Here is a 16,436-nt window from a genome sequence, read left to right as displayed (position 1 = left end):
CTCGTGGGCGCCGTCGTCCCTGACGTCGTGCCTGCCTCGTGGTGCCTCGCCCCCGACCCTCGCACAAAGGTCATACCTTTCGCAAGGTCGGCGGGGCGGGACGGCGCGACCGGTCGGCGCTCGCGGCGCGGGCACGGACAGGAACGGTCGCCGGGCGGGTGCCCGGCGACCGTTTCCGCCGGCCACCGACGAGCGTGTCGGTGACGGACGGGTTCTCTGGAGGGTGCGCGTCTAGAAGATCGCGAACACCAGCAGCGCCAGGAGGAAGCCCAGCACCGACTCGATGGTCTGCTGCACGGTCCAGGTCTTCAGGGTGGTCTTGACGTCCATGCCCATGAGGCGGCCGACGAGCCAGAAGCCCGAGTCGTTGACGTGGCCCGCGAAGACCGAGCCGGCAGCCGTGGCCAGGGTGATGGCCACGACGTCCATGACGCCGAAGTTCCCGGCGGCGACGGCCGGGGCCATCAGGCCGGCGGCGGTGACCAGGGCGACGGTCGCCGAGCCCTGCGCCACGCGCATGATCACGGCGATGACGTAGGCGGCCACGATGACGGGCAGGCCGATCCCGTCGAGGGTGTCGGCGAGCGCGTCGCCGATGCCGGAGGCGCGCAGGACGCCGCCGAACATCCCGCCGGCGCCGGTGATGAGGATGACCGAGCAGATGGGACCGAGGGAGGAGTCGAGGACCTTCTCCAGGGCCGTGCCGTGCTCGCCGCGGCGGGTGCCGAGCACCCAGGTGGCCACGAGCACGGAGATCAGCAGCGCGACCGGGGACTCGCCCAGGGCGGAGAGCACCTGGAACCAGGTGGCGTCGGCGGAGACGGTCCCGGCCGCGCGGAGGAAGTCCAGACCGGTGTTCATGAAGATCAGCACCAGCGGGAGGAGCAGCATCGCGATGACCGTGCCGACCTTGGGCGGGTTCGCCGGCTGGTCCTTGTCGATCTCGCCGAAGAGCGCCGGAACGGGGAGCACGTACTTCTTCCCCACGCGCAGGCCCCAGAGGTAACCGGAGACGTACCAGAGGGGGAAGGCCATGAGGAGGCCGACGAGCAGCACGAGGCCGAGGTTGGCGCCGTAGAGCTCGGTGGCGGTGACCGGGCCGGGGTGCGGGGGCACGAAGACGTGCATCACCGAGAAGGCGGCCGCCGTCGGGATGCCGAACAGCAGCACGTTGTTGCCCAGGCGGCGGGCGACGGCGAAGACGATCGGCAGCATGACGATGAGGCCGGCGTCGAAGAAGATGGGGAAGCCCATCAGCAGCGAGGCGACGCCGAGCGCGAAGGGGGCGCGCCTCTCGCCGAAGACGTCGACCATCTTGTCCGCGAGGACCTTGGCGCCGCCGCTGTGCTCGACGAGCTTGCCCAGCATGGCGCCGAGACCGACGAGCAGCGCCACCGAGCCCAGCGTGCCGCCGAAGCTGCTCACCATCGTGTCGACGATGGCGTTGGCGGGGATGCCGGTGGCGAACGCGGTGAGCAGGCTGACGAGGATGAGCGTGAGGAACGCGTGCATCTTGAACCTGATGACCAGGATCAGGATCAGCGCGATCGCGCCGGCCGCTATCCCCAGGAGCGGGCCCGCTCCCAGGGTCTGGGTCCAATCTTCCATGAGTGTCTCCATCGATTGTGGTGCCGCCGAGGCGGAGCGTGTGAGAAGTCGGGGGCGGGTGCGCGGACCGGCGTCGGCCCCTCGACCCGCCCTGACCCGGTGCGGGCAGCGGCTTCTGTCCGATACCCTTACAGAAAGATCATATCTTTGACAAAACCGTGCGGAGGCGGCATGGCGGCACCGGTGCTGCACAGCGATGTGCTCGACACGCTCGGCCGGGAGATCGCCGCCGGGGTCCACCCGGCCGGCGGCGTGCTCACGCTGGCTCGGCTCGAGCAACGGTTCGGCGTCTCCCGCACCGTCGTCCGGGAGGCCGTGCGCGTGCTCGAGTCCCTGGGCATGGTCGTGCCCAAGCGCCGGGTGGGCGTGGTCGTCCAGGAGGTGGGCGGGTGGTCGGTGCTCGATCCTCGGGTCATCGGCTGGCGCCTGGCCGGTCCGGGCCGGGACGCCCAGCTACGCAGCCTGACCCAGCTGCGTCACGCGGTGGAGCCGACCGCCGCGCGGCTCGCCGCCCAGGATCGTGGCCGCGGGCACGGCGCAGAGCTGGTGCGGCTGGCGCGACGGCTGCGCGAGCTGGGTGAGCAGGGCCTCGGCGACACGGCCGAGTACCTCGAGGCGGACGTCGCCTTCCACACCCTGCTGATCCACGCGAGCGGGAACGAGATGTTCCTCGGCCTGCAGCGCACCATCGCCGAGGTCCTCGCCGGGCGGACGCGGCTGGGGCTGACGCCGGCGTGGCCGGCCCCGAAGTCCCTCGACGACCACGAGGCGGTCGCGCGGGCGGTTGCGGACGGGCAGCAGGAGGCGGCGGAGGCGGCCTCGCGGGCGGTCGTGGCGGAGGTGTGGCTCGAGATCGACGACCCCACCCGCCGCGGTGGTGCGCCGCCGGCGGCGGGCGGGGTCGGCGGACCGGGAGACGACGGCCGCTGAGGCCCCCGGCAGGTGCTCCGGGCTACCCGATCCAGAAGATGATCAGGCACAGCGCGAAGCCGACCACGGACTCCAGCGCCTGCTGGACCGTCCAGGTCTTCAGCGTCGTCTTGACGTCCATGCCCATCAGCCGGCCGACCAGCCAGAAGCCGGAGTCGTTGACGTGGCTGGCGAAGACCGACCCGGCCGCGGTGGCCAGGGTGATCGCCACGATCTGCAGCACGGAGAAGTCGCCGGCGGCGACGGCGGGGGCCATCAGGCCCGCGGCGGTGACGAGCGCGACCGTGGCCGAGCCCTGCGCGACACGGAGGATGAGGGCGATGACGTAGGCGGCCACGATGATCGGCAGGCCGACGTCCGCGAGGGAGTCGGAGAGCGCGTCGCCGATGCCGGAGGTGCGCAGGACGCCGCCGAACATGCCGCCGGCGCCCGTGATGAGGATGACGGAGCAGACGGGGCCCAGGGCGGAGTCGAGGACCTTCTCGAGGGCGGTGCCGTGCTCGCCGCGGCGGTTGCCGAGCACGAACGTGGCGACCAGCACCGAGATCAGCAGGGCGACCGGGGCCGACCCGATCGTGGAGAGCACCTGCACCCAGGTCTCGTTCTCCGCGTCGACGACGCCCGCGCCGTCGAGGAAGTCCAGGCCGGTGTTCATGAAGATCAGCAGCAGCGGCAGCAGGAGGATCGCGATGACCGTGCCCACGCTCGGGGGGTTCTTCTGGACGTCGTCGTCCACGGTGCCGAAGAGCGCCGGCACGGGAAGGATGTAGCGCCGCCCGACGTAGGTGCCCCAGAGGTAACCGGTGAGGTACCAGAGCGGGAAGGCGATGATGACGCCGACCAGCAGCACGAGGCCGAGGTTGGCGCCGTAGAGCTCGGTCGCCGCCACCGGGCCCGGGTGGGGCGGCACGAAGACGTGCATGACGGAGAACGCCGCGGCGGCCGGCATGCCGAAGAGCAGCACGTTGTTCCCGAGCCGGCGGGCCACGGCGAAGATGATCGGCAGCATGACCACGAGGCCGGCGTCGAAGAAGATCGGGAAGCCCATGATGAGAGAGGCGAGCCCCAGCCCGAACGGGGCCCGTTTCTCGCCGAAGACGGAGACCATCTTCTCGGCGAGGATCCTCGCCCCGCCGCTGTGCTCCACCATCTTGCCGAGCATCGCCCCGAGGCCGATCAGCAGGGCGACGTTGCCCAGCGTGCCGCCGAAGCTGCTGACGAGCGTCTCGACGATCCCGCTCGCTGGGATGCCCGTGGCGAAGGCCGTGATCAGGGAGACGAGCACCAGCGTGAGGAACGCGTGCAGCTTGAACACGATGACCAGCACGAGGATGAGCGCGATGGCCGCTGCGGCGATGCCCAGGAGCGGTCCCGCTCCGAGGGTCTGCGTCCAACCTTCCATGACTTCTCCGTCCTGTCGGGCCGCCCCCCGCCAGCGGGGAGCCGGCCGTCCTACCGGTTGGTCGACGGACCGCGCCGAGGGGCCGTGCGAGCACGGCGAGGCGGCCCTGACCCTGTGGTCAGGACCTTAGGGCAGGGCGGTGCGGAGGGCTCGGGGAAACGCCGGGGCGCCGACGGCGGGCGCCGGTGACGGAGAAGGGGCGCCGCCCGCCGGCTGTCGCGACGGGCGGGCGGGGTCAGGCGGTGAGCTGCAGCCGGGCGATGATGTCGCCCGTGATCTGGTCCGGGGTGCCCGAGATGTCCACGGAGATGCCGGGCTCGTCCTCGCCCAGCGGCTCGAGGGTGTCGAACTGGGAGTCCAGCAGCGAGGTGGGCATGAAGTGGCCCTTGCGCTGCGCCATCCGGCCGGCGATCAGGTCCTTCGAGCCGCCCAGGTGGACGAAGCAGACGTCGTCGCCCTCGCCGCGGAGGACGTCGCGGTAGACCCGCTTGAGCGCGGAGCAGGTGACGACGGCTTTGCGCCCGGCCGCGGTCTGCTCGTCCAGCCAGCTGCGGATCGAGGCGAGCCACGGCCAGCGGTCCTCGTCCGTCAGCGGCGTGCCGGAGGCCATCTTGTCGATGTTGGCCTGGGAGTGGAACTCGTCGGCCTCGGCGCTGACCCAGCCCAGGCGCTCGACGAGCTCCTCGGCGATCGTCGTCTTGCCGGACCCGGCGACGCCCATGAGCACCAGGTGGTTGCGCTTGTCAGTCGTCACGATCTCTCCGTCGTCGGGGCCGGGCCAGGGAATGCCTCCAACGGTGCCACCGTGCGGGCGGAGGGATCAGGCATTGCCGTCAGTTGCCTGAGTGAGACGGCCCACGCCCCCGGAGCGCCGGGTTCGGGCCGGCCCGCACCCCTCGCGCTTCTGCCCCAGGCTCCGGCTCCGGCGCGATGTTGAAGTTGTCCCGGAAGACGTTGCCGGGGTCGTAGCGGCGCTTGAGCGCCCGCAGCCGCGCCAGCGTGCGGGGCGGGTAGGCGTCCAGCAGCCGCTCGGGCCGCGGGTCGGTCTCGAAGCTGGGGTAGATGCCGGTGAAGTGGTGCTGCATCGGGTCCCACGCCCGGTCGAGCCGGGCCCGGGAGGCGCCGAAGGCCACCACGGAGAAGTTCGCCGAGCGGTGCGCGAACGCGGTGGCGTCGGGCTCGACGTCGGAGATGGCCCCGCCCATCGCGCGGATCTGGAAGAAGAAGGTCTCCCCGCTCTTGACCAGGCGCTCGGCGTCGGCGGCGAAGGCGGGCGTGACGTGCTCGAGCAGCCCGGACCGGGTGACCGGCTCGCCCTGGCCCTGCTGGGCGGCGTCGGGCAGGCCGACCACCGCCGGGTAGGGCACGATCTGCGCGGACTGGCCGAGCAGCGGCCCGAGGTCGGCCAGGGGGCGCAGGCGCTCCAGGATCGTGGCGGCGTCGTCGGAGTCGACGGCGGTCATGAGCTGGGCGAGGACCTGGCCGTCGCGGGGGCGGCCCATGATGAGAAAGCTCGTCAGGTCGCGCGGCGCGGCCTCGACGGCGGCGCCCCAGCGGCGGAGGACGGCGGCCGTGTCCGTGGCGTCCAGGACGAGCTGGGCGAAGCCGATGTCACCGACCTCGTCGACCTCGAACTCGAACGCCGTGACGACGCCGAAGTTGAAGCCCGCGCCCCGCACGGCCCAGAAGAGGTCGGGGTTCTCCGCCTCGTCGGCGCGGACGAGCGAGCCGTCCGCCAGCACCACCTCCACCGCGCGCAGGTGGTCGATGGTCAGCCCGTGGCTGCGGCCGAGGTAGCCGATCCCGCCGGTCGTGGCGAGGCCGCCCACGCCGACGCCGCCGTAGTCGCCGGAGCTGAGGGCCCAGCCGTAGGGGTGCAGGGCCGCGGCGACCTCGCCCCAGCGGGCGCCGGGGCCGATGCGGACCCGGCGGGCCTGGTGGTCGAGCACCTCGATCGAGCTGAGCGCGGAGATGTCGACGACGATGCCGCCGTCGTTCGTGGAGCGCCCGCTGATGCCGTGGCCGGCGCTGCGCACGGAGAGCGGCACGGGCTGGGTGCGGGCGAACGTGACGGCGTCGGCCACCTCGCTCGCGTCGCGCGGCCGCAGCACCAGCCCCGGAGACCCGCCGCGCAGGTACGTCGAGCGGACCGTGGGGTAGCGGGCGTCGCCGGGCTCGACGGCGCGCTCGGCGAGCGGGGCGGGGACGGCGTCGTAGGAGATGCGCTCCCGGCGGCGGGCCCGGACGCGGGCCGGGCGCACGACGCCCTCGGCCACCCCGCGGCGGGCCCGCTCCAGGGCGACGGCCTCCCGCAGGGCCGGGGCGACGTCACCGGCGAAGCGGCGCAGCGTCTCGGGGTCGTCGGAGGCCAGGACCAGGGTGGCGGCGCCGTCGTCGACGACGAGCGGCAGCAGGTCGTCGACCCACTGCTCGGCCGGGCCGGCGAGGAAGCCGCCGGGCGTGCGGGCGAAGGTGCCGGCGAGGTTGACGATGCGGCGGATCTCGCGCGGGCCCCGCCCGGCCGCGGCCGCCGCCGCGTCCACGGCGGCGTTCCCGGCGCGCAGCGCCTCGAGCCCGCGGACGCCGCCGGGCACGACCCACCCGTCCGCGGCGGCGCCGACCAGGGCGAGCATGCGCGGCCTCCCGCCGCCGACCCAGACGGGGATGTCGTGCGCCGGCGCCGGACCTCCCTGCGCGCCGTCGAGCCGGTGATGCGCGCCCGGCACGTGGAGCGGGGCGGGGTCGGCCGACCAGATCGACCGGACGACGTCGATCGCCTCGGCGAGCGCGTCGACCGACTCGCCGGGGCCCAGGCGCTCCGCGCCCATGGAGGCCATGGCGTCCCAGAAGAAACCGGCGCCCACGCCCAGGGTGACGCGGCCGTGGGACAGCAGGTCCAGGCTCGCCGCGGCTCGCGCCACGACGGCGGGCGGGCGCATGGGCACGTTGAGGACGTTCGGCGCCAGCCGGATCCGTTGGGTGCGGGCTGCCACGCAGCTGAGCAGGGTCCAGGTGTCGTGGAAGCGGGGCTGGTACGGGTGGTCCTGGAAGGTGACGAGGTCGTAGCCGAGCTCCTCGCTCAGGCGGGCGAGCTCGACGGGGGTCTGGGGATCGTCGTCGCCCGGCGTGAGGAACGTGCCGAGCTGTAGCGGGTGACCGTAGTCCAACGGGTCTGTCTTTCGATCGAGGTGGTGGCGGAGCCGGCGCGGGGCGTCAGCCGCGGGGGCGCAGCGACACCGGGGCGGGGGCGGCGGCCGTCCCCCGCCCGGCAGTCCCGTGCCCGGCAGTCCCGCGCTCGGCCGCCACGAGCTCGCGCACCGCGGGCGCGACCTCCTGGCCGAGCACGGCGAGGGTGCCGGGGTCGTCGCCCATGAGGATGTAGCCGGAGACCCCGTGCTCCAGGGTGAGGGCGGCGAGCTGCTCCACCCACTGCTCCGGCGGTCCGACGAGGAGCCGGTCGGACGCCCGGGGCGTGAGCTGGCCGCCGATGTTCAGCAGCCGGCGCACGGCGCGCGGGTCGCGGCCGGCCGCGGTGGCCGCCTCGTCGATGTGGCGTTGCCCTCGGCGAGGGCGGTCAGCGACTTCAGGTAGGGGAGCGAGGGCAGCCAGCCGTCGGCCTTGCGGCCGATCAGCCGCAGCATCCGGGGCTTGAGCGCCCCCAGCCAGATCGGGATGTCGTGGGCGGGGGCGGGGCCGCGCTTGGCGCCGTCGAGCCGGTGGTACGTGCCGTCCACCACGAGGCGCTCGCGGGTGCTGGTGTCCCAGAGGCCGCGGATGACGTCGATGGCCTCGCCGGTGGCCTCCACGGCCTGGCCGGGGCTCAGCCGCCGTCCGCCCATGGCCTCGATGGCGTCCCAGAAGCCGCCGGCCCCCAGGGCGAGGTCGAGGCGGCCGCCGCTGAGGAGGTCGAGGCTGGCCGCGGCGCGGGCGAGGACGGCCGGCGGGCGCAGCGGCAGGTTGATGACGTTGGCCGCGACGTGGATCCGCTCGGTGCTCGCCGCGACGTAGGAGAGCAGCGTCCAGGTGTCGAGGAAGGCCGGCTGGTACGGGTGGTCCTGGAACGTGGCGAGGTCGAGCCCCGCAGCCTCGGACGCCTGCGCCAGCGCGACCACCCGCTCGGGCGCGGTGCTGGTCGGGGTGATGAACGACCCGAAGAGGAGGTCGTGCCCGTAGTCCGTCATGTCAGGGTAAAGCCCGACGCCCCGGCCGATATTCCGCCCTCCAGCAGGAGGCGGAGTGTCAGGGGCGGGGGACGTTACGCAGGTTCGAGCGGGCCATCGCCATGACCTCGCCCATGCCGCCGCCGAGGATCTCCTTGGTCATCGCCGTCGCGAAGCCGCGGATCTGCCCCGAGGTGATCGAGGGCGGGATGGACAGGGCGTTGGCGTCGGTGACCACCTCGATCAGCGCCGGCCCCGGCCGGGCCAGCCCGTCGGTCAGCGCCTTGCGCAGGTCCTTCGGCTCCTCCACCCGCACGGCGGGGATGTCCAGGGCCAGCGCGACGTTGCGGTAGTCCACCGGCGGGGAGTCGGTGGCGTGCGCGGGCAGGCCCTCGACGAGCATCTCGAGCTTGACCATGCCGAGCGAGGCGTTGTTGAGGACGACGACCTTGACGGGCAGGTCGTAGGCCCGCACCGTGATCAGCTCGCCGAGCAGCATGGACAGCCCGCCGTCCCCGGCCAGGGCCACCACCTGGCGGGACGGGTCGGCCATCGCGGCGCCGATCGCGTGCGGCAGCGCGTTGGCCATGGAGCCGTGCAGGAAGGAGCCGATCACGCGCCGCCGCCCGTTGGGGGTGAGGTAGCGGGCCGCCCAGACGTTGTTCATGCCCGTGTCGACCGTGAAGACGGCGTCCTCCGCGGCGGCCTCGTCCAGCAGCACCGCGGCGTACTCGGGGTGGATCGGCGTCGTCCGCTCCACGTTCCTCGTGTACGCGCCGACCACCCGGGTCATCAGGCTCGCGTGCTTCCTCGTCATGGCGCGCACGAACTTGCGGTCCGTCTTGCGGGTGAGCATCGGGTTGAGCAGGCGCAGCGTCTCGCCGACGTCGCCGTGGACGGGCAGGTCCAGCCGGGTGCGCCGGCCCAGGTGCGAGGCGTCGATGTCGATCTGAGCCGTCGGCACGTCCGCGGGCAGGAAGGCGTCGTACGGGAAGTCCGTCCCGACGAGGACCAGGAGGTCGGCGTCGTCCATGGCGCTCTGGCAGGCGCCGTAGCCCAGCAGGCCCGACATGCCGACGTCGAAGCGGTTGTCGTACTGGATGATCTCCTTGCCGCGCAGCGAGTGCCCGACCGGCGCGGCGGCGAGGTCGGCGAGCTTGAGGACCTCCTCGCGGGCGCCCCGGGCGCCCGCGCCGACGAACAGGGTGACCTTCTTGGCGCGGTTGACAGCGTCGGCGAGCGCGGTGACGTCCTCGAGGTTCGGGACCACCCGGGCCGGGCAGGCGCCGGGGACGAGGATGGGGGCGTCGTCGCCGGGCACCTGCTCGTCCGCGACGTCGCCCGGCAGGGTGAGCACGGCGACGCCGGGGGCGGTGAGGGCGTGCTGGATCGCGGTGCGCGTCACGCGCGGGACCTGCTTGGCCGTGGAGATCATCTCCGAGTACACCGACGCCTCGTTGAAGAGCCGGTCCGGGTGGGTCTCCTGGAAGAAGGTCGTGCCGATCTGCGCGCTCGGGATGTGCGAGGCGATCGCCAGCACGGGCACGCGGGAGCGGTTCGCGTCGTACAGGCCGTTGATGAGGTGCAGGTTGCCGGGCCCGCAGGAGCCGGCGCACGCGGTGAGCTTCCCGGTGACCTCGGCCTCGGCGGCGGCGGCGAAGGCCGCGGCCTCCTCGTGCCGGACGTGGACCCAGTCGATCCCGGGCGTGCGCCGGACGGCGTCGACGACGGGGTTCAGCGAGTCGCCGACGATGCCGTAGAGGCGTTCGACGCCGGCGGCGACAAGCTGGTTGACGAGAAACTCGGCGACGGAGCGGGCCACGGCAGCCTCCAGGTGTGATCGCGGTCCCGTCCGATCCTGCCCGCGGAGCGGCCGGGCCGCAGGTCGGGCCGGTCGCCGCGCGCGCACCCCGGTGCCGCCGGGCCTCGTGATCCGGCGGGCCGGCTCAGCTCTCGGGCAGGTGGACCGGGTCGCCGTGGTCCCGGCGGCGCAGCAGCGGCGCGACGACGAGGGCGGTCACCACGGCGACGCCGCCGCTCGCGGCCACCATCGTGAACCCGCCGACGGACCCGTAGCCGTCGATGAACACCCCGGCCACCGACGAACCGACCGAGACGCCGACGTTGATGCCGGTGCTCAGCCAGGTCAGGCCCTCGGTGAGGCGGCGCCGGTCTACGAGGTGCTGGACCATCGAGTTGCCGTTGATGATCGTGGGAGAGATCGCGAAGCCGGTCACGAACATCACCGCGGCCATGACCGTGAGGCTCTCGACCAGCAGGAACAGGGCGGTGCCGCCCGCCAGGACGGCGACCCCGACGACGAAGCGCCGCCACGCCGGCCCGGTCCAGGTGCGCGCGCCGTAGAGCAGGCCCGCGAGGACCGAGCCGAGGGAGAAGATGCCGAGCAGCACCCCCGCCGCCGCGGGACGGCCGTGCTCGGCGGTGAACGCGACCACCGCGACGTCGGTGGCGCCGAAGACCCCGCCGACGAAGAGGAAGACGACGACGATCCCCACCAGCGCCCCCGACCGCATCACCGAGCCGCGGTGCGCGCCGGCCTCGTGGCGCGGCTGCGCCGGCGGCTCCGAGCCGCGCTGCCCCAGGAAGGCGTACCCGCCCACCACGATGAGGACGGCGGCCGTGGCGACGCCCGCCCACGGCGTCACCGAGGTGGCCAGGATCGTGGCGATCACCGGGCCGAGCACGTAGGTGGACTCGTCGAGCGCCGACTCCCAGGAGTAGGCCCGGTGCAGATCCCTCGGGGTGCGCACGGCCTGCGTCCAGCGGGCCCGGACCAGGGCGCCGACGGACCCGACGCTGGCCCCGGAGACGACGGCGCACGCGTAGACCGTCCACAGCGGCGCTCCGGCGACGGCCGCCACGACGAGCCCGGCGAGGGCCAGACCCGAGACGGTGACGGCCGGCGTCATCACGCGCGCCTGCCCGTGCCGGTCCACGAGCCGGGCCAGCTGCGGGGCGCAGATGGCCTGCGAGACGACGAACGTCGCGGAGACGGTCCCCGCGGTGGCGTAGGAGCCGGTGATGCTGGAGAGCATCAGGACGACGGCGATCGCCACCATCGAGACGGGGAAGCGGGCGAGCAGGCCGGCCGCCGAGAACGCCAGGGTCCCGGGCAGGCCGAGGATCTGGCGGTACGGGTTGGGCACCCGGCGATTGTTCCACCGACGTCGGCGGTCCGGAGGGCCCGGGGCGGTGAGGTCGGACACCGCCCCGGGCGTGGGCCGCGCCGGCGCACCGCTAGCCTCCCGTCCATGCCCGGCGCCTCGTTCACCCAGCCGCCCTCGTTCACCACCCGGCCCACGCTCAGCGGCACGTTCGGGATGTCGGCCACGACCCACTGGATCGCGACGGCGTGCGCCCAGTCGGTCCTCGAACGCGGCGGCAACGCGTTCGACGCCGCCGTCGCCGCCGGCTTCGTGCTCCACGTGGTCGAGCCGCACCTGAACGGCCCGGGCGGGGACCTGACGGCGGTGTTCGCGACGGCGGAGGACCCGACGCCGACCGTCCTGATGGGCCAGGGCCCGGCCCCGGCGGGCGCCACCCGGGAGCACCTCCTCGCCGAGGGGCTGGAGCTGGTGCCGGGGTCGGGCGCGCTCGCGGCCGCCGTCCCGGGCGCCGTCGACGCCTGGTTCGTCCTGCTGCGCGACCACGGCACCTGGGAGCTGGCGGACGCGCTGGCGCAGGCGATCGGCTACGCGCGCGACGGGCATCCGGTGCTCGGGCGGGTGGGCGACACCGTCGCGCGGGTCGCGGACCTCTTCACCGGGCACTGGCCCACCTCGGCCGAGCTGTGGATGCCGGACGGACGCCCGCCGCGCGAGGGCGAGATCGTCCGCAACGAGGCCTACGCCCGCACCCTCGAACGCCTCGTCGCGGCGGGCCGGGGCCCCGGCGTCGCCGACGACCGGGTCGCGCGGATCGAGGCCGCCCGCCGCGCCTGGCGCGAGGGCTTCGTGGCCGAGGCCGTGACCGCCCTCGCGGCCCGCCCGCACCGCCACTCCGACGGCGCCGACCACGCCGGCGTCATCGCCGCCGAGGACTTCGCGGCCTTCGGGGCGGGCTACGAGCCCGCCGTCACCGTGGACTTCCGCGGGCACACGATCGCCAAGACCGGCGCCTGGGGGCAGGGCCCGGTCCTGCTCCAGATGCTGGCGATCCTCGACGGCTTCGACGACGACCGGCTCGACCCCTCCACCGCGCTCGGCGCCCACACGATCCTCGAGGCCGAGAAGCTCGCGATGGCCGACCGCGAGGCCTACTACGGCGACGGCGACGTCCCGCTCGACGTGCTGCTCTCCGCCGAGTACGCGGCGCAGCGGCACGCGCTGATCACCGAGCGCGCCTCGACGGAGCTCCGGCCCGGCCGGGTCCCGGGCGTCGAGCCGTTCGTGCCGCCGCTGCGGGAGGACTACGCCCCGCCCACGGGCGGCTCCGCGGGCGGGGTGGGGGAGCCCACCGTCGCGCCCACGGGGGAGACGTGCGGCGACACCTGCCACCTCGACGTCGTCGACCGTTGGGGCAACATCGTCTCCGCGACCCCCTCCGGCGGGTGGCTGCAGTCCTCGCCGGCCGTCCCCGAGCTCGGCTTCTGCCTCGGCACCCGGCTCCAGATGACGTGGCTCGAGGACGGGTCGCCCGCCACGCTCGCCCCCGGCCGGCGGCCGCGCACCACCCTGACCCCCACGCTCGTCCTCCGGGACGGCCGGCCCGTCACCGCGCTCGGCTCGCCCGGCGGGGACCAGCAGGACCAGTGGCAGCTGCTCTACCTGCTGCGCACCATCGTCGGCGGCTACACGCCGCAGCAGGCGATCGACGCCCCGGCGCTGCACACCACCTCCGTCCCCGGCTCGTTCTGGCCGCGCACCTGGACCCCGGGCGGCGCCGTCGTCGAGGACCGCCTCGGCGACGACGTCGTCGCCGAGCTCGAGCGCAGGGGCCACCGCGTGACCCGGGCCGGCGACTGGTCGCTCGGCCGGCTCTCCGCCGTCACCGTCGACCCCGCCACCGGACTCCTCGGCGCGGCGGCGAACCCCCGCGGCGCGCAGGGCTACGCCGCGGGGCGCTGAGCGGCGGCGCCCGCTGGCAGGATGGCGGCCATGACCCCCGACGTGAGGCGGAGCGTGAGGTCCGACGCCGAGGCACTCGCCGTCGCCCTGGACGAGGCACGGGCGGGGCGGGCGGAGGGCGGCATCCCGATCGGGGCCGCGCTCGTGGTCGACGGCGAGGTGCTCGCCGTCGGGCGCAACCGCCGGGTGCAGGACGGCAGCCCGATCCTGCACGGCGAGACGGACTGCCTGGCCAACGCGGGGCGGCTGCCGGCCCGCGTCTACGCCCGCGCGACCATGGTCACCACCCTCTCGCCGTGCGACATGTGCACCGGCGCGATCCTGCTCTACGGGATCCCGCGCGTCGTCGTCGGGGAGAACCGCACGTTCGTCGGCGGGGAGGACCTCCTGCGCTCGAGGGGCGTGGAGGTGGTGGTGCTGGACGACCCGGACTGCGCCGCACTCATGCGGGACTTCATCGCGGCCGAGCCGACGCTCTGGCACGAGGACATCGGCGAGGACTGAGGCTCAGTCCCACCAGGGTCCGAGGCCGCCGACCCGCGTCACGGCGATGTGCATGACGAAGCCGGGCGGCGGGTCGGGCATCGGCGGGAACGTCGTGCCCAGGCCGACGTAGACCTGCGCGAGGCGGTGCAGGAACTCCGGGGCGCCACCCGCCGTGAGCCGGGCGAGCCCGTGGACGACGAGGTGGTCCTGCATGCCGACGGCGTTCGCGCCCGTCCCGTCGAACGAGATGGCCACCCGCGGGTCGCGGCGGACGTTCGCCAGCTTCCGCTGGGTCGCCATGAGATGGGCGGTGACGAGCTCGTCGCCCGCGAGACCGACCCACACCGCGCTGACCTGGGGCGCGCCGTCGGGTTCGATCGTGACCAGGTGACCCAGCGCGCCGGACTCGATCAGCGCCCGCGCCGCCTCGTTGAGCCGTGCCATGCGCCACTGTCCCACCGGCCGGACGGGGCGGCCAGCGCTTCGCGGCGCCCGCCCCGGGAGCTCAGGTCAGGACGCCCCTGACCACCTGGTCGAGCACCGGTCGCGGGTCGGTGTCGTCGTGCCGGGCGACGCGGTGCAGGAGCAGGCCCTCGAAGCAGGCGACGACGGCGGCCGCGGCGACCTCTGGATCCCTCGCGCCGAGCGTGGCCATCGTGGCGACGACGGAGCGTGCCATGCCCGTCCGCGCCCGGGAGAGCACCTCCCGCAGCTCGGCGTCGTGGCTGGCCTCCATGAACAGCACGAGCCGGGCGGTGGTCTGCGTGCGATTCCGGCGGGTGAGGTGGTCGAACAGGGCGCAGACGCCGTCGACGAGCTCCGCCGCGGAGCCGGGCGGGGCGAAGGTGGCGCCGATCTCCGCCTCCTCGAGCTCGACGATCCGGGCGACGACGCCGGAGACGAGCGCCTGGCGGGTGCGGAAGTAGTTCGACGTCGAGCCCTTGGGCAGGTCGGCCCGCTCGTCGACGCGGGCGTGGGTCAGTGACCGCAGCCCCTCGGTGCCCAGGAGCTCGATCGCCGCGTCGAGGGCGCGCGCTTTCGTCGGCGTCATGTCGGTAACTATAGAAGTAGTGACGGCGTACGACAAAAGTAGTAGCGTCTGGCCATGGAGCGCCACGAGCGCGCACTGCGCGCAGAGGCCACGACCACGACGTCGCAACGGCGTCCCTTGCCGAAGATCGAGGGGGTGCGCCACCGCTTCGTCGAGCTCCCCGGGCTGCGGATGCACGTCGCGGAGGCGGGTTCGGGCGATCCGGTGCTGCTGCTGCACGGCTTCCCGCAGCACTGGTGGGCGTGGCGCAAGGTCCTGCCGGCCCTCGCCGCCCACCACCGCGTCATTTGCCCCGATCTGCGAGGTGCCGGGTGGACGGACGCCCCGCCCCACGGGTACGAACGGGACCAGCTGGTGGCCGACGTCGTCGCGCTGCTCGACGAGCTCGGGCTGGACTCGGTTCGTATGGTGGGGCACGACGTGGGCGGCATCCTGGGCTTCCGCGTGTGCCTGGCACACCCCGAGCGCGTGCGGCAGTACGTGGCCGTCGCGGCCCCCCACCCCTATCCCCGGGTGTCTGCTCGGATGCTCCCGCACATGTGGAAGCTGTGGCCGATGTTCGCCACCGCCACGCCCGGGCTGGGGCCCGTCCTGCTGTCTCGAGGCCGACAGCGTTTCCCTCGCTACCTGATGACTGCCGAGACCTCCGATCGCGACGTCTGGTCCGAGCAGGACATCGAGCTGTACCTCAGCAGGCTGCGAGACCCGGCTCGGGCTCGAGCGGCCGTGGCGCTGTACAAGAGCCTGGCGCTGAGCGAGGCGCGCCGAAGCGTGGCCGGTGAGTACCGCAGCACCAGGCTGCGCACCCCGACTCTCGGCCTCTACGGGGTGGTGCTATACGGCGGCGACGAGGGGGGCGGGATCCCGAAGGGCCTCGGTGGGTACGAGGAGTACGCCGACGCGTTCACCATGGCGCACATCTCCGGCGCCGGCTACTACCTCCCCGAGGAGCAGCCGGAGTCCTTCGTCTCCCACGTGCTCGAGTTCTTCGACGCCGCCTGACCCGGTGCCGGGTGTGCGGCCCAGGGCGGCCGTGGTGGCGGCCGCCAGGTACGTTGCTGGCCATGACGGACGACGACCCCCGGACCATGCGCGAGCGGATGCTCGCCGGGGACCTCTACATCGCCGACGACCCCGAGCTGGCCGAGCAGAGCCGGGCCGCCCTGGACCTGATGGACGCCTACAACGCGACGACCGTGCGCCAGGGGCCGCTGCGCCGCCGGCTCCTCGAGGAGCTGCTGGGCGCGGTCGGCGAGGACACCGAGATCCGGCCGCCGTTCTACGTCGACTACGGCTCGCACATCACCGTCGGGGCCCGCACCTTCGCCAACTTCGGGCTGGTCGCGCTCGACGTCGCCCCCATCACCATCGGCGACGACGTCCAGATCGGCCCGAACGTCCAGCTGCTCACCCCCACCCACCCCGTCGAGGCCGAGCCCCGGCGGCAGAAGTGGGAGGCCGCGGAGCCGATCACCATCGGGGACAACGTCTGGCTCGGCGGCGGCGCCATCGTCTGCCCGGGCGTGACGATCGGTGAGAACACCGTGGTCGGCGCGGGGGCCGTCGTCGTCAAGGACCTCCCGGCGAACGTCGTCGCGGTGGGCAACCCGGCCCGCGTCGTGCGGCAGACGGCGGACTGAGTCCGCCGTCCCGGGAGGGGCAAGGGTCCTCGTACCCAGGAGACCGGACGGCCCGGACTTCCATACTGGGAA

General features: G+C 73.8%; 15 protein-coding genes. 5 read left to right on the top strand and 10 right to left on the bottom strand.

Features of this window, described 5'->3' with window-relative positions; all coding sequences use genetic code 11:
• Positions 1-231: 231 nt before the first annotated feature.
• Entirely contained in the window at positions 232-1,608 is a 1,377-nt protein-coding gene (locus tag KZX45_RS15370; protein WP_248258621.1) for a GntP family permease, read from the bottom strand.
• 171 nt (positions 1,609-1,779) lie between these two features.
• On the opposite strand from KZX45_RS15370, the gene KZX45_RS15365 reads away from it, so the two are divergent.
• A complete protein-coding gene (locus KZX45_RS15365; protein ID WP_248258620.1) occupies positions 1,780-2,538 on the top strand; it encodes a FadR/GntR family transcriptional regulator in 759 nt (252 codons plus the stop codon).
• Positions 2,539-2,560: 22 nt separating this feature from the next.
• Here the strand turns inward: KZX45_RS15365 and KZX45_RS15360 are convergent, their stop codons facing one another.
• From KZX45_RS15360 to KZX45_RS15330, 7 genes are all read right to left on the bottom strand, one after another.
• Positions 2,561-3,940 (bottom strand): GntP family permease, encoded by a 1,380-nt coding sequence (locus tag KZX45_RS15360; RefSeq protein WP_248258619.1) that lies wholly within the window; start codon positions 3,938-3,940, stop codon positions 2,561-2,563.
• A gap of 235 nt (positions 3,941-4,175) precedes the next feature.
• Positions 4,176-4,694 (bottom strand): gluconokinase, encoded by a 519-nt coding sequence (locus KZX45_RS15355; protein ID WP_374112600.1) that lies wholly within the window; start codon positions 4,692-4,694, stop codon positions 4,176-4,178.
• Between the two features lie 79 nt (positions 4,695-4,773).
• Entirely contained in the window at positions 4,774-7,107 is a 2,334-nt protein-coding gene (locus KZX45_RS15350) for an LLM class flavin-dependent oxidoreductase (protein WP_248258618.1), read from the bottom strand.
• Positions 7,108-7,153: 46 nt separating this feature from the next.
• Positions 7,154-7,447 carry a hypothetical protein gene (locus tag KZX45_RS15345; protein ID WP_248258617.1) on the bottom strand — a complete coding sequence of 98 codons (294 nt, stop codon included), beginning with the start codon at positions 7,445-7,447 and terminating at the stop codon, positions 7,154-7,156.
• On the bottom strand, positions 7,432-8,121 hold the full coding sequence (locus tag KZX45_RS15340; protein WP_248258616.1) for an LLM class flavin-dependent oxidoreductase: 690 nt from the start codon (positions 8,119-8,121) through the stop codon (positions 7,432-7,434). The genes KZX45_RS15345 and KZX45_RS15340 overlap by 16 nt, the downstream gene beginning before the upstream one ends.
• 58 nt (positions 8,122-8,179) lie before the next feature.
• Positions 8,180-9,922, bottom strand: a complete 1,743-nt coding sequence (locus KZX45_RS15335; RefSeq protein WP_248258615.1) for a pyruvate dehydrogenase — start codon at positions 9,920-9,922, stop codon at positions 8,180-8,182.
• 124 nt (positions 9,923-10,046) lie between these two features.
• Positions 10,047-11,267: an MFS transporter gene (locus tag KZX45_RS15330; protein ID WP_248258614.1), complete on the bottom strand. Its 1,221-nt coding sequence runs from the start codon at positions 11,265-11,267 to the stop codon at positions 10,047-10,049.
• 105 nt (positions 11,268-11,372) lie between these two features.
• Here KZX45_RS15330 and KZX45_RS15325 point away from each other — a divergent pair, with 105 nt between their 5' ends.
• Complete coding sequence (locus tag KZX45_RS15325; protein WP_248258613.1) at positions 11,373-13,187, top strand: gamma-glutamyltransferase family protein; 1,815 nt, start codon at positions 11,373-11,375, stop codon at positions 13,185-13,187.
• A gap of 30 nt (positions 13,188-13,217) precedes the next feature.
• A complete protein-coding gene (locus KZX45_RS15320) occupies positions 13,218-13,691 on the top strand; it encodes a nucleoside deaminase (protein WP_248258612.1) in 474 nt (157 codons plus the stop codon).
• 3 nt (positions 13,692-13,694) lie between these two features.
• Here the strand turns inward: KZX45_RS15320 and KZX45_RS15315 are convergent, their stop codons facing one another.
• Both KZX45_RS15315 and KZX45_RS15310 read right to left on the bottom strand, forming a co-directional pair.
• Complete coding sequence (locus KZX45_RS15315; RefSeq protein ID WP_248258611.1) at positions 13,695-14,117, bottom strand: TIGR03618 family F420-dependent PPOX class oxidoreductase; 423 nt, start codon at positions 14,115-14,117, stop codon at positions 13,695-13,697.
• Between the two features lie 61 nt (positions 14,118-14,178).
• Positions 14,179-14,724, bottom strand: a complete 546-nt coding sequence (locus KZX45_RS15310) for a TetR/AcrR family transcriptional regulator (protein WP_248258610.1) — start codon at positions 14,722-14,724, stop codon at positions 14,179-14,181.
• A gap of 54 nt (positions 14,725-14,778) precedes the next feature.
• Between KZX45_RS15310 and KZX45_RS15305 the strand changes: the two genes are divergently transcribed.
• On the top strand, positions 14,779-15,726 hold the full coding sequence (locus KZX45_RS15305) for an alpha/beta fold hydrolase (protein WP_248258609.1): 948 nt from the start codon (positions 14,779-14,781) through the stop codon (positions 15,724-15,726).
• Positions 15,727-15,788: 62 nt separating this feature from the next.
• Positions 15,789-16,364 carry a sugar O-acetyltransferase gene (locus KZX45_RS15300; protein ID WP_248258608.1) on the top strand — a complete coding sequence of 192 codons (576 nt, stop codon included), beginning with the start codon at positions 15,789-15,791 and terminating at the stop codon, positions 16,362-16,364.
• The last annotated feature ends 72 nt before the right edge of the window (positions 16,365-16,436 follow it).

The sequence above is a fragment of the Georgenia sp. EYE_87 genome, from assembly GCF_023148685.1.
Classification (GTDB): domain Bacteria; phylum Actinomycetota; class Actinomycetes; order Actinomycetales; family Actinomycetaceae; genus Georgenia.
This window is presented reverse-complemented; position numbering and strand designations above follow the sequence as displayed.